This is a genomic window from Butyrivibrio sp. AE2032 (assembly GCF_000702965.1).
Genome location: NZ_JNLF01000002.1, coordinates 1 through 17,191, shown reverse-complemented (window position 1 = coordinate 17,191; position 17,191 = coordinate 1). Strand labels below are relative to the sequence as shown.

Genomic DNA, 17,191 nt, shown 5'->3' with positions numbered 1-17,191 from the left:
TTTTATAGATCAAAGATCCCAGGAACTGATGTACTTCTTCTGCTCTTCCGTCAGTTCATCGATCCTGATCCCCTTCGTTGCGAGCAGTATCTCTGCAACGCGGTTGTCGATGACTTCGGGAGTCTGATATACATCGACAGGCAGTCTGTCCGGATTGTTTGCGATATACATGGCTGACTGTGCCTGAAGCGCAAAGCTCATATCCATGATCTCAACAGGATGTCCGTCGCCTGATGCGAGGTTTACAAGACGCCCCTCGGCGATAACGCAGACGGTCTTTCCGCTGCCGAGCTTATAGCCGATTATGTTATGGCGGAGTTCAGTCTGCTCGACGCACATCTCCTTAAGATCCTTGACGGATACCTCACAGTCGAAATGTCCCGCATTGCAGCATACAGCACCGTCCTTCATTGCCTCGAAATGCCTTGCAACGATGACGTCCTTGCAGCCGGTTACGGTAACGAAGAAATCACCCAGAGGGGCAGCCTCGTCCATCGTCATGACCTGATAGCCTTCCATGATGGCTTCGCAAGCCTTTACAGGGTCTATCTCAGTGACGATGACCTTTGCGCCCAAGCCCTTTGCTCTCATGGCAACGCCCCTGCCGCACATTCCGTAGCCTGCGACTACGACAGTCTTGCCGGCAACGACGAGGTTTGTTGTAGCCATTATGGCCGTCCATACGGATTGACCGGTACCGAACCTGTTGTCGAAGAGATGCTTGCATCTTGCATCGTTGACTGCGATGACGGGATAAAGGAGCTTATCCTCGCCCTTCAGTATCTCGAGCCTGTGAATGCCCGTAGTGGTCTCCTCGCAGCCGCCTCTTACCTTGGCAGCCATGTCCTTTAACTCCGAATGGAGGAGCAGAGCAAAATCGCCTCCGTCGTCAATTACGATGTCAGGCTCAAAGCTCAATGCCTTCTTAAGCCTTCCCCAGTATTCGTCTTCGGAATCGCCGTGGACGGCGTAAACGTTCATTATGTCCATCGAGGCGAGCGCCGCAGCAACGTCATCCTGCGTGGATAACGGATTGCATCCTGTAAGTGCAACTTCAGCGCCGCCCCTGGCAAGCGCTCTTGCAAGGCATGCTGTTTTCGCTTCGACATGGACGGAGACAGAGATCTTAAGGCCTTTAAAAGGCTGCTTTTCGATAAGTTCGCTCTCAATGGCTCTGAGCACGGGCATATTGCGGTATGCCCATTCGATCTTCTCTATGCCTGAAGGCGCCAGGGCAATATCCCTGACTTCGTAATTAAAATTTCCCATCGGTGACTCTCCTTATATTTCGATTCTCTTTATAAACTCTCTTACCAGTGCGCAGCTGTTCTCAGAAGCAAGCGCAGCGTTATCAAGGACTTCCTGTTCCGACAACGCATTACCGGTAATACCTGCAGCCATATTCGTTATGCAGGATACGGCAGCGACTCTGATGCCCATGTGAGATGCCGCTATAGCTTCAGGTACAGTGGACATTCCGACACATGCAGCACCTAACGTCCTCCATGCCCTTATCTCTGCGGGAGTCTCATACTGAGGACCCTTGGAATATGCATAGATGCCTCTTCTCATTCTTATGCCGAGATCTTTTGCGCAGTTCTCGAGAAGGTCCGTAAGCGCGGGATCGTAGACATGACACTGATCCGGAAATCTCGTGCCGAACTCCGCGATGTTGGGACCTCTTAAGACCGGCTCTGCAAGGAATGACAGGTGATCCGTTATGGCGACCAGCTCAGGGACTTTCATGTCGAGATCTATGCCGCCCGCAGCATTTGTCAGGAACAGAGCCTTCACTCCGAGCCTGCCCATTACTCTCACATAGAAAGTAACGGTCTCCATCGGATATCCTTCATAGTAATGGAACCTTCCGTTCATCATGAAAACGGGTTTGCCCGAAAGCGTTCCCGCGATAAGTGCTCCCTTGTGTCCGGGCGCCGTTGAAACCGGGAAACCCGGAATCTCCTTATAAGGTATCTCCAGAGCATCTTCAGCCATGGAAGACAGAGGACCCAGTCCTGAACCGAGGACTATGCAGACGGAAGGTATCGGCCTTCCGGAAAGCGCATTCCTGATATAGGAAGCCGCTCCGTCGACACGTTTAACAAATTCAGCTGTATCGGTGATCATAAGCAGTTCTTTCTATCCGTTGCAGTATTATTTGTTGTTAACAACGGCAGATATTATTTTATCACAGATAAAAGAACTGAGGCTGCCTCATATGAGACAGCCCCAGGGATTATCAAATCTGATCAACTTCAGTATTCAGATCATTCGTAGATATAATCCTCGACTATTACTACAGCCGGATTATCAGGATTAATGCACTTGCCGTTTTCGTCGAAATCATAGCCTCTGCCGTCGATAACGAAGTGGTAAACATTCTCGAGCATTGCACCCCAGCCCCGATAGAAATAATACCAGGAGCCCCTGTAGTTGAGCCAGCGGCCCATATATACCCGTCCGTCGGATCCTGAATAGTACCAGGAAGATCCATCCTGGAACCAGCCGGTCACCATCTTGCAGTCACCGTCAAAATAATATTCTATGCTGGGATCATCATACATCGACCAGAAAGAATTCGGAACGGTGACACCGTTGTATCCGTTGAAGTAATACCAGTTTCCGTTCATCTTTTTCCATTCAGTACTGAATTTACCGTCAGAATCTATGTAGATCCATCCGGTGGAAGTCTTCACCCAGCCGGTCTTGCCGGTTCCGTACATTGTGGCTTTTCCGTCCTTGTCAACCGAATAGAGTTTTCCGTCATTAGGATACTCATTCCAGTCAGTGATCAGGAATCCTTCTTCATCGAAAAAGTATTTTGATCCGGCCTGATCAAGACATTTGTCACGGTAAAGCTTACCGTTCGAATCACCATATACCCAGGCTTCGATAACACCGTCAGTAGTAAAATTCGAGACCTTCTTCCAGCCTGTTATCTTCCTTCCGGAATCAGGATTGGCGCATACGCCGTTCTTATCAAAGTCATAGAGTTTATCATTGATGACAACGTTCTTGGCATTGGAGACCATTCTTCCGAAAAGATCGAAATAGTACCATTTGTTTCCGCTCCTGAGCCATTCGTTACGATAGCCGCTGCCGTCAGATCTCAGATAGCACCAATTGCCCGTAGCGGGATCCTGATGCCATCCGGGAGTTGTATTCATCGCACCGGAGGGATCAAAGAACCATGCACCTGTCTCCCAGTCATAATAAAGGCCGGTAACCATAGAATAATCAAACTTGAAGAAATACCACTTGTTGTTGATCTTGTGCCAGCCTTCATAAGCACGTCCGTCAGCGCCGTAATAGCACCAGTCGCCCCAGATATTCTTATGCCAGGCATTGCTCAACATCTTGCCGTTGTCTTCAAAATAGTACTCGAGATAATCATCTGTCATGTTTCCGACAAAGTAGTTCTGCCTGACAGCCATGATGCCGTAATCGTATACAAAACCGCCTTCCTTGCAGTCACCGAAAAAATACCAGCTGCCGCCTATCTTCTTCCATCCGGAATAGACCTTTCCGTTGGAACCGACATAACGCCACTGTGTGCGGGTCTTGTCGTAGATCTCAGCACCTAAATCAGTGTAGCCCGTAACAAAATAACGGCACGGAATCCACTTGTTCTTATCCATGTGTCCCTTAGCGTCGAAATGATACATATCGCCGTCGATCCAGGCAAAAGTATCCTTAAGAACATAGCCGTCTTCGTAGAAGTAGTACCAGTACCCGTCGATTTCCTTCCAGGTATTGATGTAACACTCGTTGTCGGAAGTGTAATACTTCCATCCCCATTCATCCTCTCTCCAGCCGGATGAATCTGCCATTGCCGTTGCAGGCACGAATGAAAGCATCATGCCCGCCGTCAATGCGGATGCCACAAACTTCTGAAATTTCATCAATCTGTCCCCCCCCTTTTCGTAAAAAGATAATTAATTATATCAAGGTAAAAAGACTATTTGGAATAGCAGAACAATGCGCATATGCAAAAGGAGTTGCCTCGCTGTGAACTAGTCACTTTTGAGACAACTCCTAATTCAATTAATCATCATGTCAAGTCAGCGTTCAGATCATTCATAAACGGTATCATCGACAATTGCAACACAAGGATCATCAGGATTCAAACACTTGCCGTTCTCATCAAAATTATATCCTCTGCCGTTGATTACATAGTTATAAGCAGTTGACATAGAAGGAAATCCATCTGTTAAATAATACCAGGAACCCCTGTACTTCAGCCACTCACCCTCTGCAACGCGGCCGTCCGGTTTTGCATAGCACCATTCATCCGAGTACTGGAACCAGCCGGTTACCATCTTGCAATCCTCGTCAAAAAAGTACTGTATGTTCGGATCATCATACATAGACCAGAAACTGTTTGGAAACGTAATACCGCTCCATTCATCAAAATAGTACCAGTTTCCGTTGATCTTCTTCCAGCCTGTATAGTATTTTCCGTCGGAACCTATATAGGCCCATCCATAACCTAATTCTACCCAGCCGGGCTTATCCTTGCCATATTGAGTAACTCTTCCGGAAGCATCGGCCTTATAGAGCTTACCTTCAAGAGGGAAACCATCATAATCAGAGACCATATGCCCCTGTTCATCGAAATAGTAGGTGGAACTGCCCTGTGTAAGCCATTTGTCGCGGTAAAGTTCACCCTTACTATCTGCATATGCCCAACTGGTTGCGGGACCATCCATGTATAAGACCGATATCTGCTGCCAGCCTTTTACCGGCCTTCCGGAATCCGGATTAGAACAAACGCCGTTAGAATCAAAATCGTAGAGCTTATCATTGATTAGAACATTCTTGCAGCCGGATACCATCTGTCCGAAACGGTCGAAATAATACCATTTTTTACCGACTTTAAGCCACTCTGACTGATATCCCTTACCGCCGGATTTAAGATAGCAATAAAAACCTGTAGAAGGATCCTTATGCCAGCCCGGTGTTGTGTTCATTGCACCTGACGGATCAAGGAACCATACGGATCCATCGTTCTCCCAATCGAAAAGGATACCTGTCTTCATCTCATAAGAATAATCAAAGAAATACCATTTATTGCTGATCTTATGCCAGCCTTTATATGCATGGCCGTCGGAACCGTAAAAACCCCAACTGCCATACTGATTCTGAACCCAACTATTAGTGACCATCTTGCCATTGTCAGCAAAATAGTACTCAAAACGTTCTTGCTTGCCGTTATCTACAAAATACGGCTGTCCGGTAGCCATGATGCCGTAATCGTTATAAACGGAACCGGTCTTTTCATCTCCGAAAAAGTACCAGCTGCCATTGATCTTTTTCCAGCCGGAATATACCTTTCCGTTGGCTCCGACATAACGCCACTGCGAACGTGATTTATCGTAGATCGGGTAACCATCGCTATTGTAACCTGTTATGAAATACCGGCACGGGATCCACTTATTCTTGTCCATACGCCCTTTTGCATCGAAATGATACATATCACCGTCAATCCAGGCAAAAGTATCCTTAAGGACATATCCGTCCTCGTAGAAATAGTACCAGTACCCGTCGATTTCCTTCCAGGTATTGACGTAATACTCCGTCGAGGAAGTGTAATACTTCCATCCCCATTCATCCTCGCTCCAGCCAGTTGTATCAGCCATTGCCGTCGCAGGCACGAATGAGAGCATCATACCAGCCGTCAATGCGGATGCCACAAACTTCTGAAATTTCATCAATCTGTCCCCCCCTTTTCGTAAAAAGATAATTAATTATATCAAGGTAAAAAGACTATTTGGAATAGCAGAACAATGCGCATATGCAAAATTAAAACTGCCCCGTATGAGGCAGTTTCAATAATCAAGTTACGTTATTTATGCTTAGTTGCGCTTACCGCAGCAGTTCTTGTATTTCTTACCTGAACCGCAGGGGCACGGATCGTTGGGACCGACCTTCTTGGGATCACGCTTAACGGGCTCTCTGGGAGCCGTATCACCGGCAGATCCTTCGATGGGCTTGGAAGCCGACAAAGGAGTTACCTTAGCGGAACTCGGGTGGTTCTCGGACATCTCCCTTACCTGGGGCTTTGCCTCGATCGTTGTCTCGGGTGTGAAGTTTACTCTCATGATGAACTTGACCGCATCATTCTGGATGTTCTCGTTCATCTCTTCGAACATTGCAGAACCTTCGAGCTTATACTCGACAACAGGATCGTGCTGTCCGATACTTCTCATCCTGATGGAGTTGGAGAGCTGATCCAATGCGTCGATGTGATCCATCCACTTGAGGTCGACGGTCCTCAGCATGATCTGACGCTCCATCTCGTGGAACTGCTCGGATTCGACCTCGCTCTCGTTCTTCTCGAGCTTAGCCTTTGCCTCTTCAGCGATCTGTGCAGCGAGCTCATCACACTCGGGGATATCCTGATCGACATCCTGAACCTTAAGTACTGTGGGCAGGGGTCCGAAGATATCTTCGAGCATCTTGCCGAGAGAGTATCTCTCAGTAGCGGTGATAACACCGTCAAGAGCGAACTGGTTGCATACACGCGAAGCGACACGGTCGATCATCTGCAGATAGAGACCGTGAACATCCTCACCGAAGATTACCTGTCTTCTCTGCTCATATGTGATCGTTCTCTGAACGTTATTGACGTCGTCGTATTCGAGGACGCTCTTACGTGCTGAGAAGTGCATTGCCTCGAGTTTCTTCTGTGAGCTGTCGATGACCTTTGTAAGGGATCTTACCTGAAGTTCCATGTCGTCTTCGATGCCGAGTCCGTCATAGATCGCGGTTACTCTGTCGCCGCCGAAGATTCTAAGGAGATCGTCTTCCAGAGAGAGGAAGAACTTGGATCTTCCGGGGTCTCCCTGACGTCCGGAACGTCCCTTTAACTGGTTATCGATACGTCTTGATTCGTGACGCTCGGTACCTACGATATAAAGACCGCCCAAAGCCTTTACTTCTTCAGCTTCCGGCTTGAGTTCCTCTTCGAACTTCTCTTTGAGTGTCTTGAATCTGGTTCTTGCCTCGAGGATGAGCTCATCTTCCGTAGGGCCGTAGCCTGTGGACTCTGTGATGAGGTCTTCGGGATAACCGAGTTTTCTCATCTCCTGGATGGCATAGAACTCAGCGTTACCGCCGAGGATGATATCGGTACCACGGCCTGCCATGTTGGTGGCGATGGTAACCGTTCCCTTACGGCCTGCCTGCGCGATGATCTCGGCTTCCTTCATATGGTTCTTGGCGTTCAGCACGTTGTGCTTGATGCCGTACTTGGTAAAGATACGTGACAGGAGCTCTGATCTGTCGACGTTTACGGTACCTACGAGAACAGGCTGACCCTTGCTGTTTGCTTCCTTAACTGTCTTGAGGATGGCAGCATACTTTCCGTTCTCTGTCTTGAATACTGCGTCGTATTCGTCGATTCTCTGAATCACGTTGTTCGTAGGGATCTGGATAACGTCGAGGTTATAGATCTGTCTGAACTCTGCTTCCTCCGTATAAGCCGTACCGGTCATGCCGGAGATCTTCGTATACATACGGAAGAAATTCTGGAATGTGATGGTCGCGAGCGTCTTGTTCTCATTTGCGACCTTAACATTCTCTTTTGCTTCGATAGCCTGATGCACACCGTCGCTGAAACGTCTGCCCGGCATAAGTCTTCCGGTGAAGTCGTCTACGATTACGACCTGTCCGTCCTGAACGATGTACTGCTGGTCTCTCTTGAAGTTACCGTTTGCCTTCAGGGCGTTATTGATATAGTGCTGAAGGTCGAAGTTATCAGGATCTGAGAGGTTCTCGATATTGAAGAACTTCTCGGCCTTAGCGATACCGTTTGCGGTAAGGACTGATGTCTTAGCTTTCTCATCCGTAACGTAATCTGCGTCGCCTACGAGCTCGTCCATGTCGACCTTGTCGTCTGTCTCGACTACTACGTACTGCTTCAGGCCCTTAACAAATGTATCAGCTCTCTTGTAAAGATCTGAAGATTCCGTGCCTCTGCCCGAAATGATGAGAGGGGTTCTCGCTTCATCGATGAGGATCGAGTCGACCTCGTCGACGATGGCGTAGTTGAGTTCTCTCTGGGCAATCTGGTCCTTGCTTACGACCATGTTGTCACGGAGATAGTCAAAACCGAACTCATTGTTGGTTCCGTAAACGATATCGCACGCATACATGAACTTACGGTCCTTGAGCGGGATGTCGTGGATGATGAGACCGACAGAGAGTCCCAAGAATTTATAAACCTTGCCCATCCACTCGGAGTCACGCTTTGCGAGGTAGTCGTTTACCGTTACTACGTGAACGCCTTTGCCTGTGAGGGCGTTGAGATATACAGGAAGTGTCGCAACGAGCGTTTTACCTTCACCCGTCTTCATCTCGGCGATTCTTCCCTGGTGGAGTATGATGCCGCCGATGATCTGAACTTTGTAGTGCTTCATGCCGAGTACACGCGTTGAAGCTTCTCTTACTGTGGCAAATGCCTCAGGGAGCAGTGAATCGAGAGATTCGCCGTCCGCATATCTCTTTTTGAATTCCTCTGTCTTTGCCTGAAGTTCTTCATCCTTCAGTTTAGAGTATTCCTCCTCATAGGACAAAACCTTGTCAACCAAGGGTTTGATCCTCTTGAGTTCGTGATCGCTGTGTGTGCCGAAAAGATTTTCAAATAATCCCATTTTGTACCTTTTATTCCTCTTCTTTATTTTTCTCGGAAGCTTCCTTAAGTCTGTTCAGTGCAGTCCTGTATCCGCCGTCGGGGTTAACATAACAGTTCTTGACCCTTGAGATAGTAGTGGAACTGACCTTTGTGGAAGATCTTGCCTTCCCGCGGGCTCTCCCTGTAGACCTCTTACCGGGGTCGGTCTTGCCTTCCTCCGAAGATTCCGCAGGCGATATCTCCTTAATTATCTCCTCGTAACTCTTTCCCTGTTCGATCCTTCTGACGATCTGCCAACGGTGAAGGAATGAGTGCAGTTCGTTTATGGAACAGAGATCCACAAAGAACTTATGCATCTCGCTGCTGTCCCTCATAGTCAGCATCGCATTGTAAAGATCCGTTAACTCTTCCAGTTCACTATCCGTAAAATGAGTGTCCTTAATGCCGTCCATCTTGTCACCTTTTACTTGATATCATGTAACCGCATCGGTCAGGTAATTCCAGATCGGTGTGGCGTATCCCATGTAGATCGCAACAAAGATCACGGTAATGGCAAGAACAACAAGGATGCCCAGGAGCAATCTGGAGAAAATAAGATTGGTCTTTGCCTTTCTCAGCGAATCACCGATCGAGAGAGACGAAGACTTGTCTGTATTGATCTTAGAGTTTGCCAGACTCGGACGCCTAACGCTGTTATTATGTTTCAACTTCTCTTACCTCCAAACATACCCATACATAATAACGCATTATTTATTTTAATACAATAAAGGCGATTTTAAGGTACCTATCCCTCTGAATACTTCTCGGAAACATCATATTCGGCTATATCGAGGATAACGCCGTGGATCAGGGCATATCCCTTCATCTCTTCGACCGCTTCCCTGCCGATCCCGCCGGAGTTCTCAGGAATTATAACCGTAAGATGTCTGGAATCAACCTGATCGACCGAATATGTCTTACCGTTTATCACCGCCGACTGCGGTTCAAAACAGCTTAACGAGGTTATGTCCTCTTTGATCTTCTTCTGAATGTGGGAGATATCCTGATAATAGGGCGACGTCAGGTCTATGCTCCTTATGGCGGTTATCTCGCCGCCGTTTACGGCATCTATTACCGGAAATGTTTTCGGAAGATTCGCTCCGAAGATCTCCCTGAACCTGTCTCCCCTGTCGAAATTGCTCATCGACCAGATGTTTTCCTTCTCCTCATCCTGCTTTTCCTGTGCCGCCTCACCCTGCAGCATCAGCACGGGATCTCCGTACAGTGGTATTACCGAATAGATGCTCCTGGTCTTGACGCCCGCCAGAGTCACCACGGAATATTCGGTGGTGACCTCTATTATGTGATGTTCATCATTTATCTCGAAAAAGACGTCTATGTCCTCAGGAGCGAAGAACTCCGAACCGCCGTTCCTCTCGATGAAAGCCTCCCGGATCTGCTCTTCCATGGTATGCGCGAAAACACCCTGAAGAATGAGTTCCGTTATCGTATGACCCGTAGCATCGTCAAAACCTGTCGCAACAGATACAGCTTTAGATACAACATCAGCGCCTTTTGCACCGCCTGTTCCTGTATCAGGAAACACGTTTATGGCCGCAGACATGAGATCTGATGCCGGTACCGAAACAGGATAGAGCAAGGACATCTTTTCACATGTTTGCTCACATGCCCTTCTCATTAGGATATCCGTTCTGTACAGATCGATGGCACTGATGACCGATGCCAGAAATACTAGTGTTATCGTAAAGGCGATAGCAGCTTCGATGCTCACGCTGCCTTTCTTATCTGTTTTAAATCTCATGATCCTGCCTCCTTTCTTTATTCATAAAGCTGATAGGACCGTTCCGAAGAATAGACGCTTCCCCTGAAATCCGCTTCAAGGCTTATTCCCGTATAGAGGGTTCCGTAATCCCTTGTAAGGATCTCCAGGCTTCTTTCCAGAAGGTCCTCTTCAGGTGTGCAAAGACAGAAAAGATACAGGAATTCACGGTAGCTGAAAGTCACCATTTTCGTGCCGTCGTATTCGAATATGACTGCCCTGTCCCCGTGGATCACGTACCAGTAATCCTTTATGGACTGAACGACAGCACAGTAGAAAGTAAGCCCGAAGGCGATTATCTTGGGGTCGATCTTTACGGTTCCCTCGCTTACCGCGAGTATTATCGCGGATATCATTTCACCCAAGACCTCCATGGTGTTCCTGAATTTCTCATCGGCATAATCCTTGAGCATGTTTGCGGCGATGAGGATGTCTTTTACGATGAAGCCAAGTTTTATCACGGACTGATACCTGTCCAGTCCTGTGATGATGTATTCACAGTCGGCTTCGTGAGATCCGTGTATGCTGTCAAAGTCCGTGCCGTTAATGGAGCCGTCGCCGTCAGGCCTGTACCAGCAGTCGAAATTATATGCGCAGTAATGCGCTGTCTGGAACTTTCTCATTGCATCAGGCGTGGAATCTGAAAAGAGATCAAGAGTTGATTCAAGTGAAGCTATACTCTCCAGAAAGCCGTCCCAATCGGCTACGTCGATGTCTATATCGAGCTCCAAGTCTCTGGTCGCGTCCCTGTAATCCTTACGGATCGAATCGATGTCGGCGATCTGTTCGACGAGTTCCTCTATGTTGAGGGTATCTCCCGCCTTTTTCACCCATTCCTCCGCGGAATCCGCTCCTTTTATCATCTTCGACACATAATCGGCCGCGGGACTTTGCATAAACTGTCCTACATTCTTGAATATACCCTGTTCATCGAGTTCAAGGATCATCGCCGAATATCCTTCGATGAGCCCCTTCAAAGCTATTCCCGGACCTCTGTAGTTGTAATAAGACGAGATAACCTTCTTCAGATCATCTGCGGTAAGCTCCGACAATCCTGCCACGCCGAGTTCGGACTCAGGCGCAAGTCCGTTTATCTCGAGCGCTTTGTAAAAGCACTCATCGTCAACGTCATCCATGGTGAAGGCATATATGCCGTATACATCAAAGAGCTGCCTGTTGTAATCGGCCAGGATCGTTTCGATCTGTGTCTTGAGCGCGGTATTGACACTCAATGCATAATCAAGATTCCAAACAAAAGCCACAAACGTGCACTCAACGAGTATCAGCGCCGCCATTATTACCGCGAGAAAAAGCGAAGATGCACCCTTTCTGTTACGTAAAAGCTTATCAACCCTCTTCATTGCCGGCCTCCTGTGAAAGATCGAAAACGGATCCGTAGATGAGCCTGAAGTTATCCGATATCCCCGTAAGGAACGTGCAGAGCCTTTCGGGCGAAGTATCGTAACAGACCGCTCCGTTTACATTGTTCTGATAAAAGATCTCCCTGTCCCGCTCCATATAAAAGAGCTCGTTGCCCCCGTCTTTGGCGCAGTCGAAAGAATCGAGCGCTATAGCCTCGGGACCTGTGATCATAAAAGCAAGCATAACGAGGATAAGTGACATGCAGACTGCAGATTCCAGTGTAGACATGATAAGTCTCCTTTTTTACTAAAATCATACAGGCTCAAGTCATTTGATATTCCTTACAAAGTACGACAAAATCCGACAAAACCGACAAAGAAAGCCGCCCGGCGGACCGGACGGCATAAGTGCTTCAAAGCATTGAACTTATTATGTTTCAGGGCTTTTTCCCTTTCAGCGGGCGCCCTATTACCTTATTATAACGGTTTGCTTATCAGGCACGCAGAGTGATTCCGAATTTGGCGTTGAGGTTATCGAGGATGTCCTTGACGAAGCCGTCGATGACCTCAGGCTTGAACTCCTCATCACCAGGTGTGAATACAACGCTGAAAGCAAGGCTCTTCTTGTTTTCGCCGAGCTGCGCACCCTCATAGATATCGAAGAGCTCGATCTTCGTAATGTACTCGCAGGAAGCCACGATCTCCTTTTCGACTGCAGCGCATGTGATATCTTTGTCCATTACGAAGCAGAAATCACGCTTTTCTTCAAGGAACTTCGGAAGCGGAATGAACTTTCTTTCCTTTCCGTAGTACTTGCTCAAAGCACGGAGGTCGATCTCTGCGACGTATGCGGGAACTCTCATGTCGAGCTCGTCGCAGATCTCATAAAGTACCTGTCCGAGATAGCCTACCTCCTCACCGTCGCAGATGACCTTTGCGGTTCTGCCCGGGTGGAGGAATGTTTTCGTATCCTTCTCATAATCGAAAGTGACGTCCAATGCGGAAGCGATAACGTCAACCAGACCCTTCAACGAGTAGAAGTCCTCATCGTCGCCGAAGACGCCGATGCAGATGGTCTCGCGCTCGTCAGGATATTCCGTGAGAGGCAGGGCCTTCGGAAGGAACTTGTTTCCCATCTCGTAGATACGGCCGGACAGAATGGAATTCTTCTGGTTTCTGGCCATCGCCTTGATCATCTGGGGCGCTAATGTCGTACGCATCAGAGAAAGATCGATGTTAATCGGGTTAAGGATCTTGATGGCAGTTCTCTCGGGAGCATCTTCAGGGAGTCTCAAAAGATCGAAGTCCGAGGGTGAGAAGAATGAATAATGAACACCTTCGGAAGCGCCTGCCGCGCAGAGCGCGTTCTTGATTTTGAGCTCAGAACGCTGCTTGAGATTATATCCGCCTGATGTGACCTTTGCCGTCGGGATGAATGTAGGCGTGATGTGATCGTAGCCGTACATACGGATGACTTCCTCAGCAACATCCTGATAGGATTCCATGTCGACACGGTAACCCGGGATGTAGATCGTAAGCTCATCGCCGTTAAGTTCTGGCGCGAAGTTAAGACCTGTCAGGATGCGGACGATGTCTTCATCAGGAACCGTGATTCCAAGTACGCCGTTAACCTGCTTAACGCTTACGGTAAGCTTTCTGGGCTCAATGGAATTGCCTGTATTAACATCGAAAGAAGTCTTGGATACCTTTCCGCAGCCGAGCTCCTCGATGAGGTGCAGAGCACGCTTCATTGCCATGACCGTCGTGTACTCGTCAACTCCCTTGGAGAATCTCATTGAGGAATCGGATACCTGGCCCAGAGCCTTTGAGCTCTTACGGATATTGTCGTGAGCGAACTTTGCAGCTTCGAACATGACTGCGGAAGTCGAATCCAGGATCTCGGAATTAAGGCCGCCCATGATGCCTGCAAGCGCAACGGGCTTAACGCCGTCGCAGATGACGAGGTTATCTGATGTAAGAGCGAATTCCTTCTCATCCAATGTTACGATCTTCTCTCCGTTTTCGGCGCGGCGCACATGGATCTCTCCGCCTTCGAGATAAGAATAATCGAAAGCGTGCATCGGCTGGCCGAGCTCGTAAAGGACATAGTTGGTGATATCAACAACGTTGGAGATCGCAGAACAGCCTACAAGAGCCAGACGGCGCTTCATCCAAGAGGGAGACTCCGTGATCTTTACGTCAGATACATAGTGTCCGATATATCTCGGGCAAAGATCGGGTGCCGATACGCGGATGTTGAAATCGATGGCAACATCGCTCTCGGTGTAATCAAGAGCGGGCTCCTTAACGGGCTTGCCCAGGACTGCGGCAACCTCACGTGCGATACCGAAGATCGACTGGCAGTCAGGTCTGTTAGCCGTAATGGAAACATCGAAGATATAATCGTCCAGGCCAAGAATGGGCTTAACGTCTGCTCCCGGAACGGAGTCAGCGGGAAGAACGAGAAGTCCGTTGTATCCAGCACCGGGGAACATGTCCTCGGATACGCCGAGTTCAACGCCGGAGCAGAGCATGCCGTATGAATCGTAGCCTCTGAGCTTGCCCTGACCGATGGTCATGAGGCCTTCAACAGTTACGTGATCTTTTGCGGTTGCATAAACCTGCGCACCGATGAGTGCCAAAGGATACTTGCCGCCTGCAGCAACGTTATCGGCGCCGCAGCAGATCTGAAGGATGCCGTTCTCGCCTGCATCTACAGTGCAGAGGTGAAGGTGTGTACCCTCGATTGCCTCGCATGTCTTAACTTCTCCGACAACGACCTTGCTGATGTCCTTGCCTACTTCGTATTTTTCCTCCACTTCGAATCCGCAGCTGAAGAGCTTTTCTTCGAGCACGTCCGGAGTAACGTCAATATCAACATAATCTTTAAGCCAGCTTAATGGTACTAACATAGTATTTGCCTCCTTTATCCTTAGTCATCGATCTGTTCAAGTACGCGGAGATCAGACTCAAACAGGAGCTTGATGTTGTTGATGCCGTACTTGAGCATGGCAATACGATCGATACCGATACCGAAAGCCAGACCGCTGTATTTGTCGCTGTCGATCCCGCAGCCTTCAAGAACCTTCTTGTTGACCACGCCTGCACCGAGAACTTCGATCCAGCCTGTTCCCTTGCAGAGCTTGCAGCCCTTGCCGCCGCACTGGAAGCAGGATACGTCGACTTCTACTGAAGGCTCCGTGAACGGGAAGTAAGATGGTCTTAATCTTGTCCTTGTCTCCTCGCCGAAGATCTTCTTAACGAATACGTCTAGCATTCCCTGAAGGTCGCAGAGCGTGATGCCCTCGTCCACTACAAGTCCTTCCATCTGGGAGAACATCGGAGAGTGTGTGGCATCGTCATCCGAACGGAAAACCTTACCGGGTGAGATGATCTTTATCGGCGGCTGCTGAGATTCCATAACGTGAACCTGACCTGCAGAGGTCTGTGTTCTCAAAAGGAATTCAGGGCTCAAATAGAATGTGTCCTGCATGTCACGTGAAGGGTGATCCTGCGGGATATTCAAAGCCGTGAAGTTATAGTGATCTGTCTCGATCTCGTTTCCTTCGTAGACCGAGAAGCCCATTGAACCGAAGATATCGACGATCTGGTTTCTGACCTGAGTATTCGGATGGAGATAGCCCTTCTTGAGCTTCTTGGAAGGAAGCGTTACGTCGATGGCCTCAGCCTCGTAACGTGCCTTCTGCTCAGCAGCCTTGAATTCCGCATCCAAAGCATCGAACTTCTCTGTGGCCCAGTTTCTGATCTCGTTGACCATCTTGCCGTACTCGGCCTTCTGCTCTTTCGGGATCTTGCCCATCTCCTTCATGAGGGAACCGATCTTGCCTTCCTTAGAGTCCATAACGCTCTTTCTGTACTCGAAGATTCCCTTGGAGCTGGTAATTCCTGCCAGATCAGATTCGATCTGACTCTTAATAGCGGATAACTTCTCACTTAATTCACTGAGTTCAGCCATGTTTTCCTCCTTGTTTCTTACCGCCTGAGCATAAAAAAATCCCACGGCAATTATTCATTGCCATGGGACGAATTAGCATATTATCTGCACCTTCGCGGTACCACCCATGTTCGAAAAACTGAAATATCAGTCTTTTCGCACTTATAGCCGCCACTGTAATGCCGCAGCGAATGCATCTGCTTAGTCAGTAAAATTACCGTTTCCGACAGAATGCTCCAGTGTTGAAATTCATCTTACTACCCTTAGTATCGTGCTTTCAGCCGGTGACACGACTCTCTGTTACTGTCTGTAGAAAGACTACTTACGCACCTTCATTGCAGAACAATATTTTATATATTAATTTCCGAAAAAGTCAAGCAAACACTGAGGTTCACATCTCAAAGAACGGATTAGTCCTGATCTCATCCCCGATGGTCGAAGCAGGTCCGTGGCCCGGGAATATCTTCAGTTCGGGCTTCAGCTTGCTGATCCGCCTAATGGAATCCGCAAGATCGCGAGCCGAGCCGCCCGGCATGTCAGTCCTTCCGACGGATCCCGCGAAAACGGTATCGCCGGTAAATAACATCTCTTCACCGTCGTTATTGAAAAGAAAACATACGCTGCCCATGGTATGTCCCGGTGTCTCATATACCCTGACATCGATCCCGTCAGCCTTGTATATCGCTGCCCCGTTAAGAGCATCAAGATTCGTAAACTTGAAGTTATAGACAACCTGCGTGCCTTCCACGTACGAACAGTTCATATAACCGTTGCCGAGAAGGTCTTTGTCATTGCTGCTGAAGAACAGCCCTGCCGTGGGATATGCGTCCTGCCATTCGGTGACATACTTGATGTGATCGTGATGACCGTGGGTAAGAAAGATGCCCTTTACCCCGCACTCACCTTTGGAAAGGCCGGGCATGCCGCAGAACGCCTCCGCCTTCTCCGGAGATACGGAAGGATCAATGACAAATATACCGGCAGGACCGGTGACTATATACATATTGGATCCGAGAGGACCGAACGGAACGGTTATCAGACTGCGTTCCATTCGCGGTAATCAAGAGCACCGCTGTCGATGGCGGTTACGAGAATCTCCGCAGATGCGATATTGGTCGCATAAGGGATGGTATTCTGATCGCAGACGTCGAGCAGTTCAAACGGGTTCGATTCACCGACCTGGCGTCCGTCCCTGAGATAGATGACGCAGTCGATACCGTTATACTCGGCTCTGGATGCAAGCTGTTCGAAACCGCTTGAATAATCCACGGAGAGACCTGAGACATCCAGATCTGCGGCGGATTTAAGAAGCTTGGCGGTGTTGTAAACTGAGATGAGCTGATGTTTCTCAAGCAAAGGCTTGTATGCGATGCAGAAATTGACCAGCAGTTCGGTCTTCCTGTTGTCAGCCATCAAAACTA

Annotated in this window: 14 protein-coding genes; all 14 read right to left on the bottom strand. The window is 48.6% G+C overall.

The features are described 5' to 3' along the window. Window positions 1-9: 9 nt before the first annotated feature. The gene (locus tag BO18_RS00145; RefSeq protein WP_034442128.1) at window positions 10-1,269 is read right to left on the bottom strand and encodes an adenosylhomocysteinase; all 1,260 of its coding nucleotides are present in this window, start codon (window positions 1,267-1,269) and stop codon (window positions 10-12) included. Between the two features lie 12 nt (window positions 1,270-1,281). Continuing rightward, window positions 1,282-2,127, bottom strand: coding sequence for a purine-nucleoside phosphorylase (locus tag BO18_RS00140; RefSeq protein WP_034442125.1), 846 nt, complete (start codon window positions 2,125-2,127; stop codon window positions 1,282-1,284). Window positions 2,128-2,267: 140 nt separating this feature from the next. After that, window positions 2,268-3,902, bottom strand: coding sequence for a hypothetical protein (locus BO18_RS00135; RefSeq protein ID WP_034442122.1), 1,635 nt, complete (start codon window positions 3,900-3,902; stop codon window positions 2,268-2,270). Window positions 3,903-4,073: 171 nt separating this feature from the next. Further along, a complete protein-coding gene (locus BO18_RS00130; protein WP_034442119.1) occupies window positions 4,074-5,711 on the bottom strand; it encodes a hypothetical protein in 1,638 nt (545 codons plus the stop codon). Between the two features lie 144 nt (window positions 5,712-5,855). Further along, window positions 5,856-8,654 (bottom strand): preprotein translocase subunit SecA, encoded by a 2,799-nt coding sequence (secA, locus tag BO18_RS00125; protein ID WP_034442117.1) that lies wholly within the window; start codon window positions 8,652-8,654, stop codon window positions 5,856-5,858. 10 nt (window positions 8,655-8,664) lie between these two features. Beyond that, window positions 8,665-9,087, bottom strand: a complete 423-nt coding sequence (locus tag BO18_RS00120) for a YerC/YecD family TrpR-related protein (RefSeq protein WP_034442114.1) — start codon at window positions 9,085-9,087, stop codon at window positions 8,665-8,667. 21 nt (window positions 9,088-9,108) lie between these two features. After that, complete coding sequence (locus tag BO18_RS00115) at window positions 9,109-9,342, bottom strand: hypothetical protein (protein WP_034442112.1); 234 nt, start codon at window positions 9,340-9,342, stop codon at window positions 9,109-9,111. Between the two features lie 77 nt (window positions 9,343-9,419). Continuing rightward, entirely contained in the window at window positions 9,420-10,436 is a 1,017-nt protein-coding gene (locus tag BO18_RS00110) for a hypothetical protein (RefSeq protein ID WP_034442109.1), read from the bottom strand. A 17-nt stretch (window positions 10,437-10,453) separates the two neighbouring features. Continuing rightward, on the bottom strand, window positions 10,454-11,815 hold the full coding sequence (locus BO18_RS00105) for a hypothetical protein (RefSeq protein ID WP_034442107.1): 1,362 nt from the start codon (window positions 11,813-11,815) through the stop codon (window positions 10,454-10,456). After that, a complete protein-coding gene (locus BO18_RS00100) occupies window positions 11,802-12,104 on the bottom strand; it encodes a hypothetical protein (protein ID WP_034442104.1) in 303 nt (100 codons plus the stop codon). The genes BO18_RS00105 and BO18_RS00100 overlap by 14 nt, the downstream gene beginning before the upstream one ends. Before the next feature lie 205 nt (window positions 12,105-12,309). Continuing rightward, window positions 12,310-14,727 (bottom strand): phenylalanine--tRNA ligase subunit beta, encoded by a 2,418-nt coding sequence (pheT, locus tag BO18_RS00095; RefSeq protein ID WP_034442101.1) that lies wholly within the window; start codon window positions 14,725-14,727, stop codon window positions 12,310-12,312. Window positions 14,728-14,747: 20 nt separating this feature from the next. Beyond that, window positions 14,748-15,791 carry a phenylalanine--tRNA ligase subunit alpha gene (locus BO18_RS00090; protein WP_034442098.1) on the bottom strand — a complete coding sequence of 348 codons (1,044 nt, stop codon included), beginning with the start codon at window positions 15,789-15,791 and terminating at the stop codon, window positions 14,748-14,750. 370 nt (window positions 15,792-16,161) lie between these two features. Beyond that, entirely contained in the window at window positions 16,162-16,821 is a 660-nt protein-coding gene (locus BO18_RS00085; RefSeq protein WP_051688363.1) for an MBL fold metallo-hydrolase, read from the bottom strand. Next, window positions 16,806-17,191, bottom strand: a 386-nt coding sequence (locus BO18_RS00080; RefSeq protein ID WP_051688362.1) for a methylglyoxal synthase, incomplete at its 5' end; no start/stop codon positions are given. The genes BO18_RS00080 and BO18_RS00085, both read right to left, overlap by 16 nt.

Bases quoted from the DNA above. Each gene is read 5' to 3' on its own strand.
- pheT (WP_034442101.1), bottom strand. From the start codon at position 14,727: ATGTTAGTACCATTAAGCTGGCTTAAAGATTATGTTGATATTGACGTT.
- BO18_RS00135 (WP_034442122.1), bottom strand. From the start codon at position 3,902: ATGAAATTTCAGAAGTTTGTGGCATCCGCATTGACGGCGGGCATGATG.
- BO18_RS00100 (WP_034442104.1), bottom strand. From the start codon at position 12,104: ATGTCTACACTGGAATCTGCAGTCTGCATGTCACTTATCCTCGTTATG.
- BO18_RS00130 (WP_034442119.1), bottom strand. From the start codon at position 5,711: ATGAAATTTCAGAAGTTTGTGGCATCCGCATTGACGGCTGGTATGATG.
- BO18_RS00085 (WP_051688363.1), bottom strand. From the start codon at position 16,821: ATGGAACGCAGTCTGATAACCGTTCCGTTCGGTCCTCTCGGATCCAAT.
- BO18_RS00140 (WP_034442125.1), bottom strand. From the start codon at position 2,127: ATGATCACCGATACAGCTGAATTTGTTAAACGTGTCGACGGAGCGGCT.
- BO18_RS00105 (WP_034442107.1), bottom strand. From the start codon at position 11,815: ATGAAGAGGGTTGATAAGCTTTTACGTAACAGAAAGGGTGCATCTTCG.
- BO18_RS00145 (WP_034442128.1), bottom strand. From the start codon at position 1,269: ATGGGAAATTTTAATTACGAAGTCAGGGATATTGCCCTGGCGCCTTCA.
- BO18_RS00110 (WP_034442109.1), bottom strand. From the start codon at position 10,436: ATGAGATTTAAAACAGATAAGAAAGGCAGCGTGAGCATCGAAGCTGCT.
- BO18_RS00120 (WP_034442114.1), bottom strand. From the start codon at position 9,087: ATGGACGGCATTAAGGACACTCATTTTACGGATAGTGAACTGGAAGAG.
- BO18_RS00090 (WP_034442098.1), bottom strand. From the start codon at position 15,791: ATGGCTGAACTCAGTGAATTAAGTGAGAAGTTATCCGCTATTAAGAGT.
- secA (WP_034442117.1), bottom strand. From the start codon at position 8,654: ATGGGATTATTTGAAAATCTTTTCGGCACACACAGCGATCACGAACTC.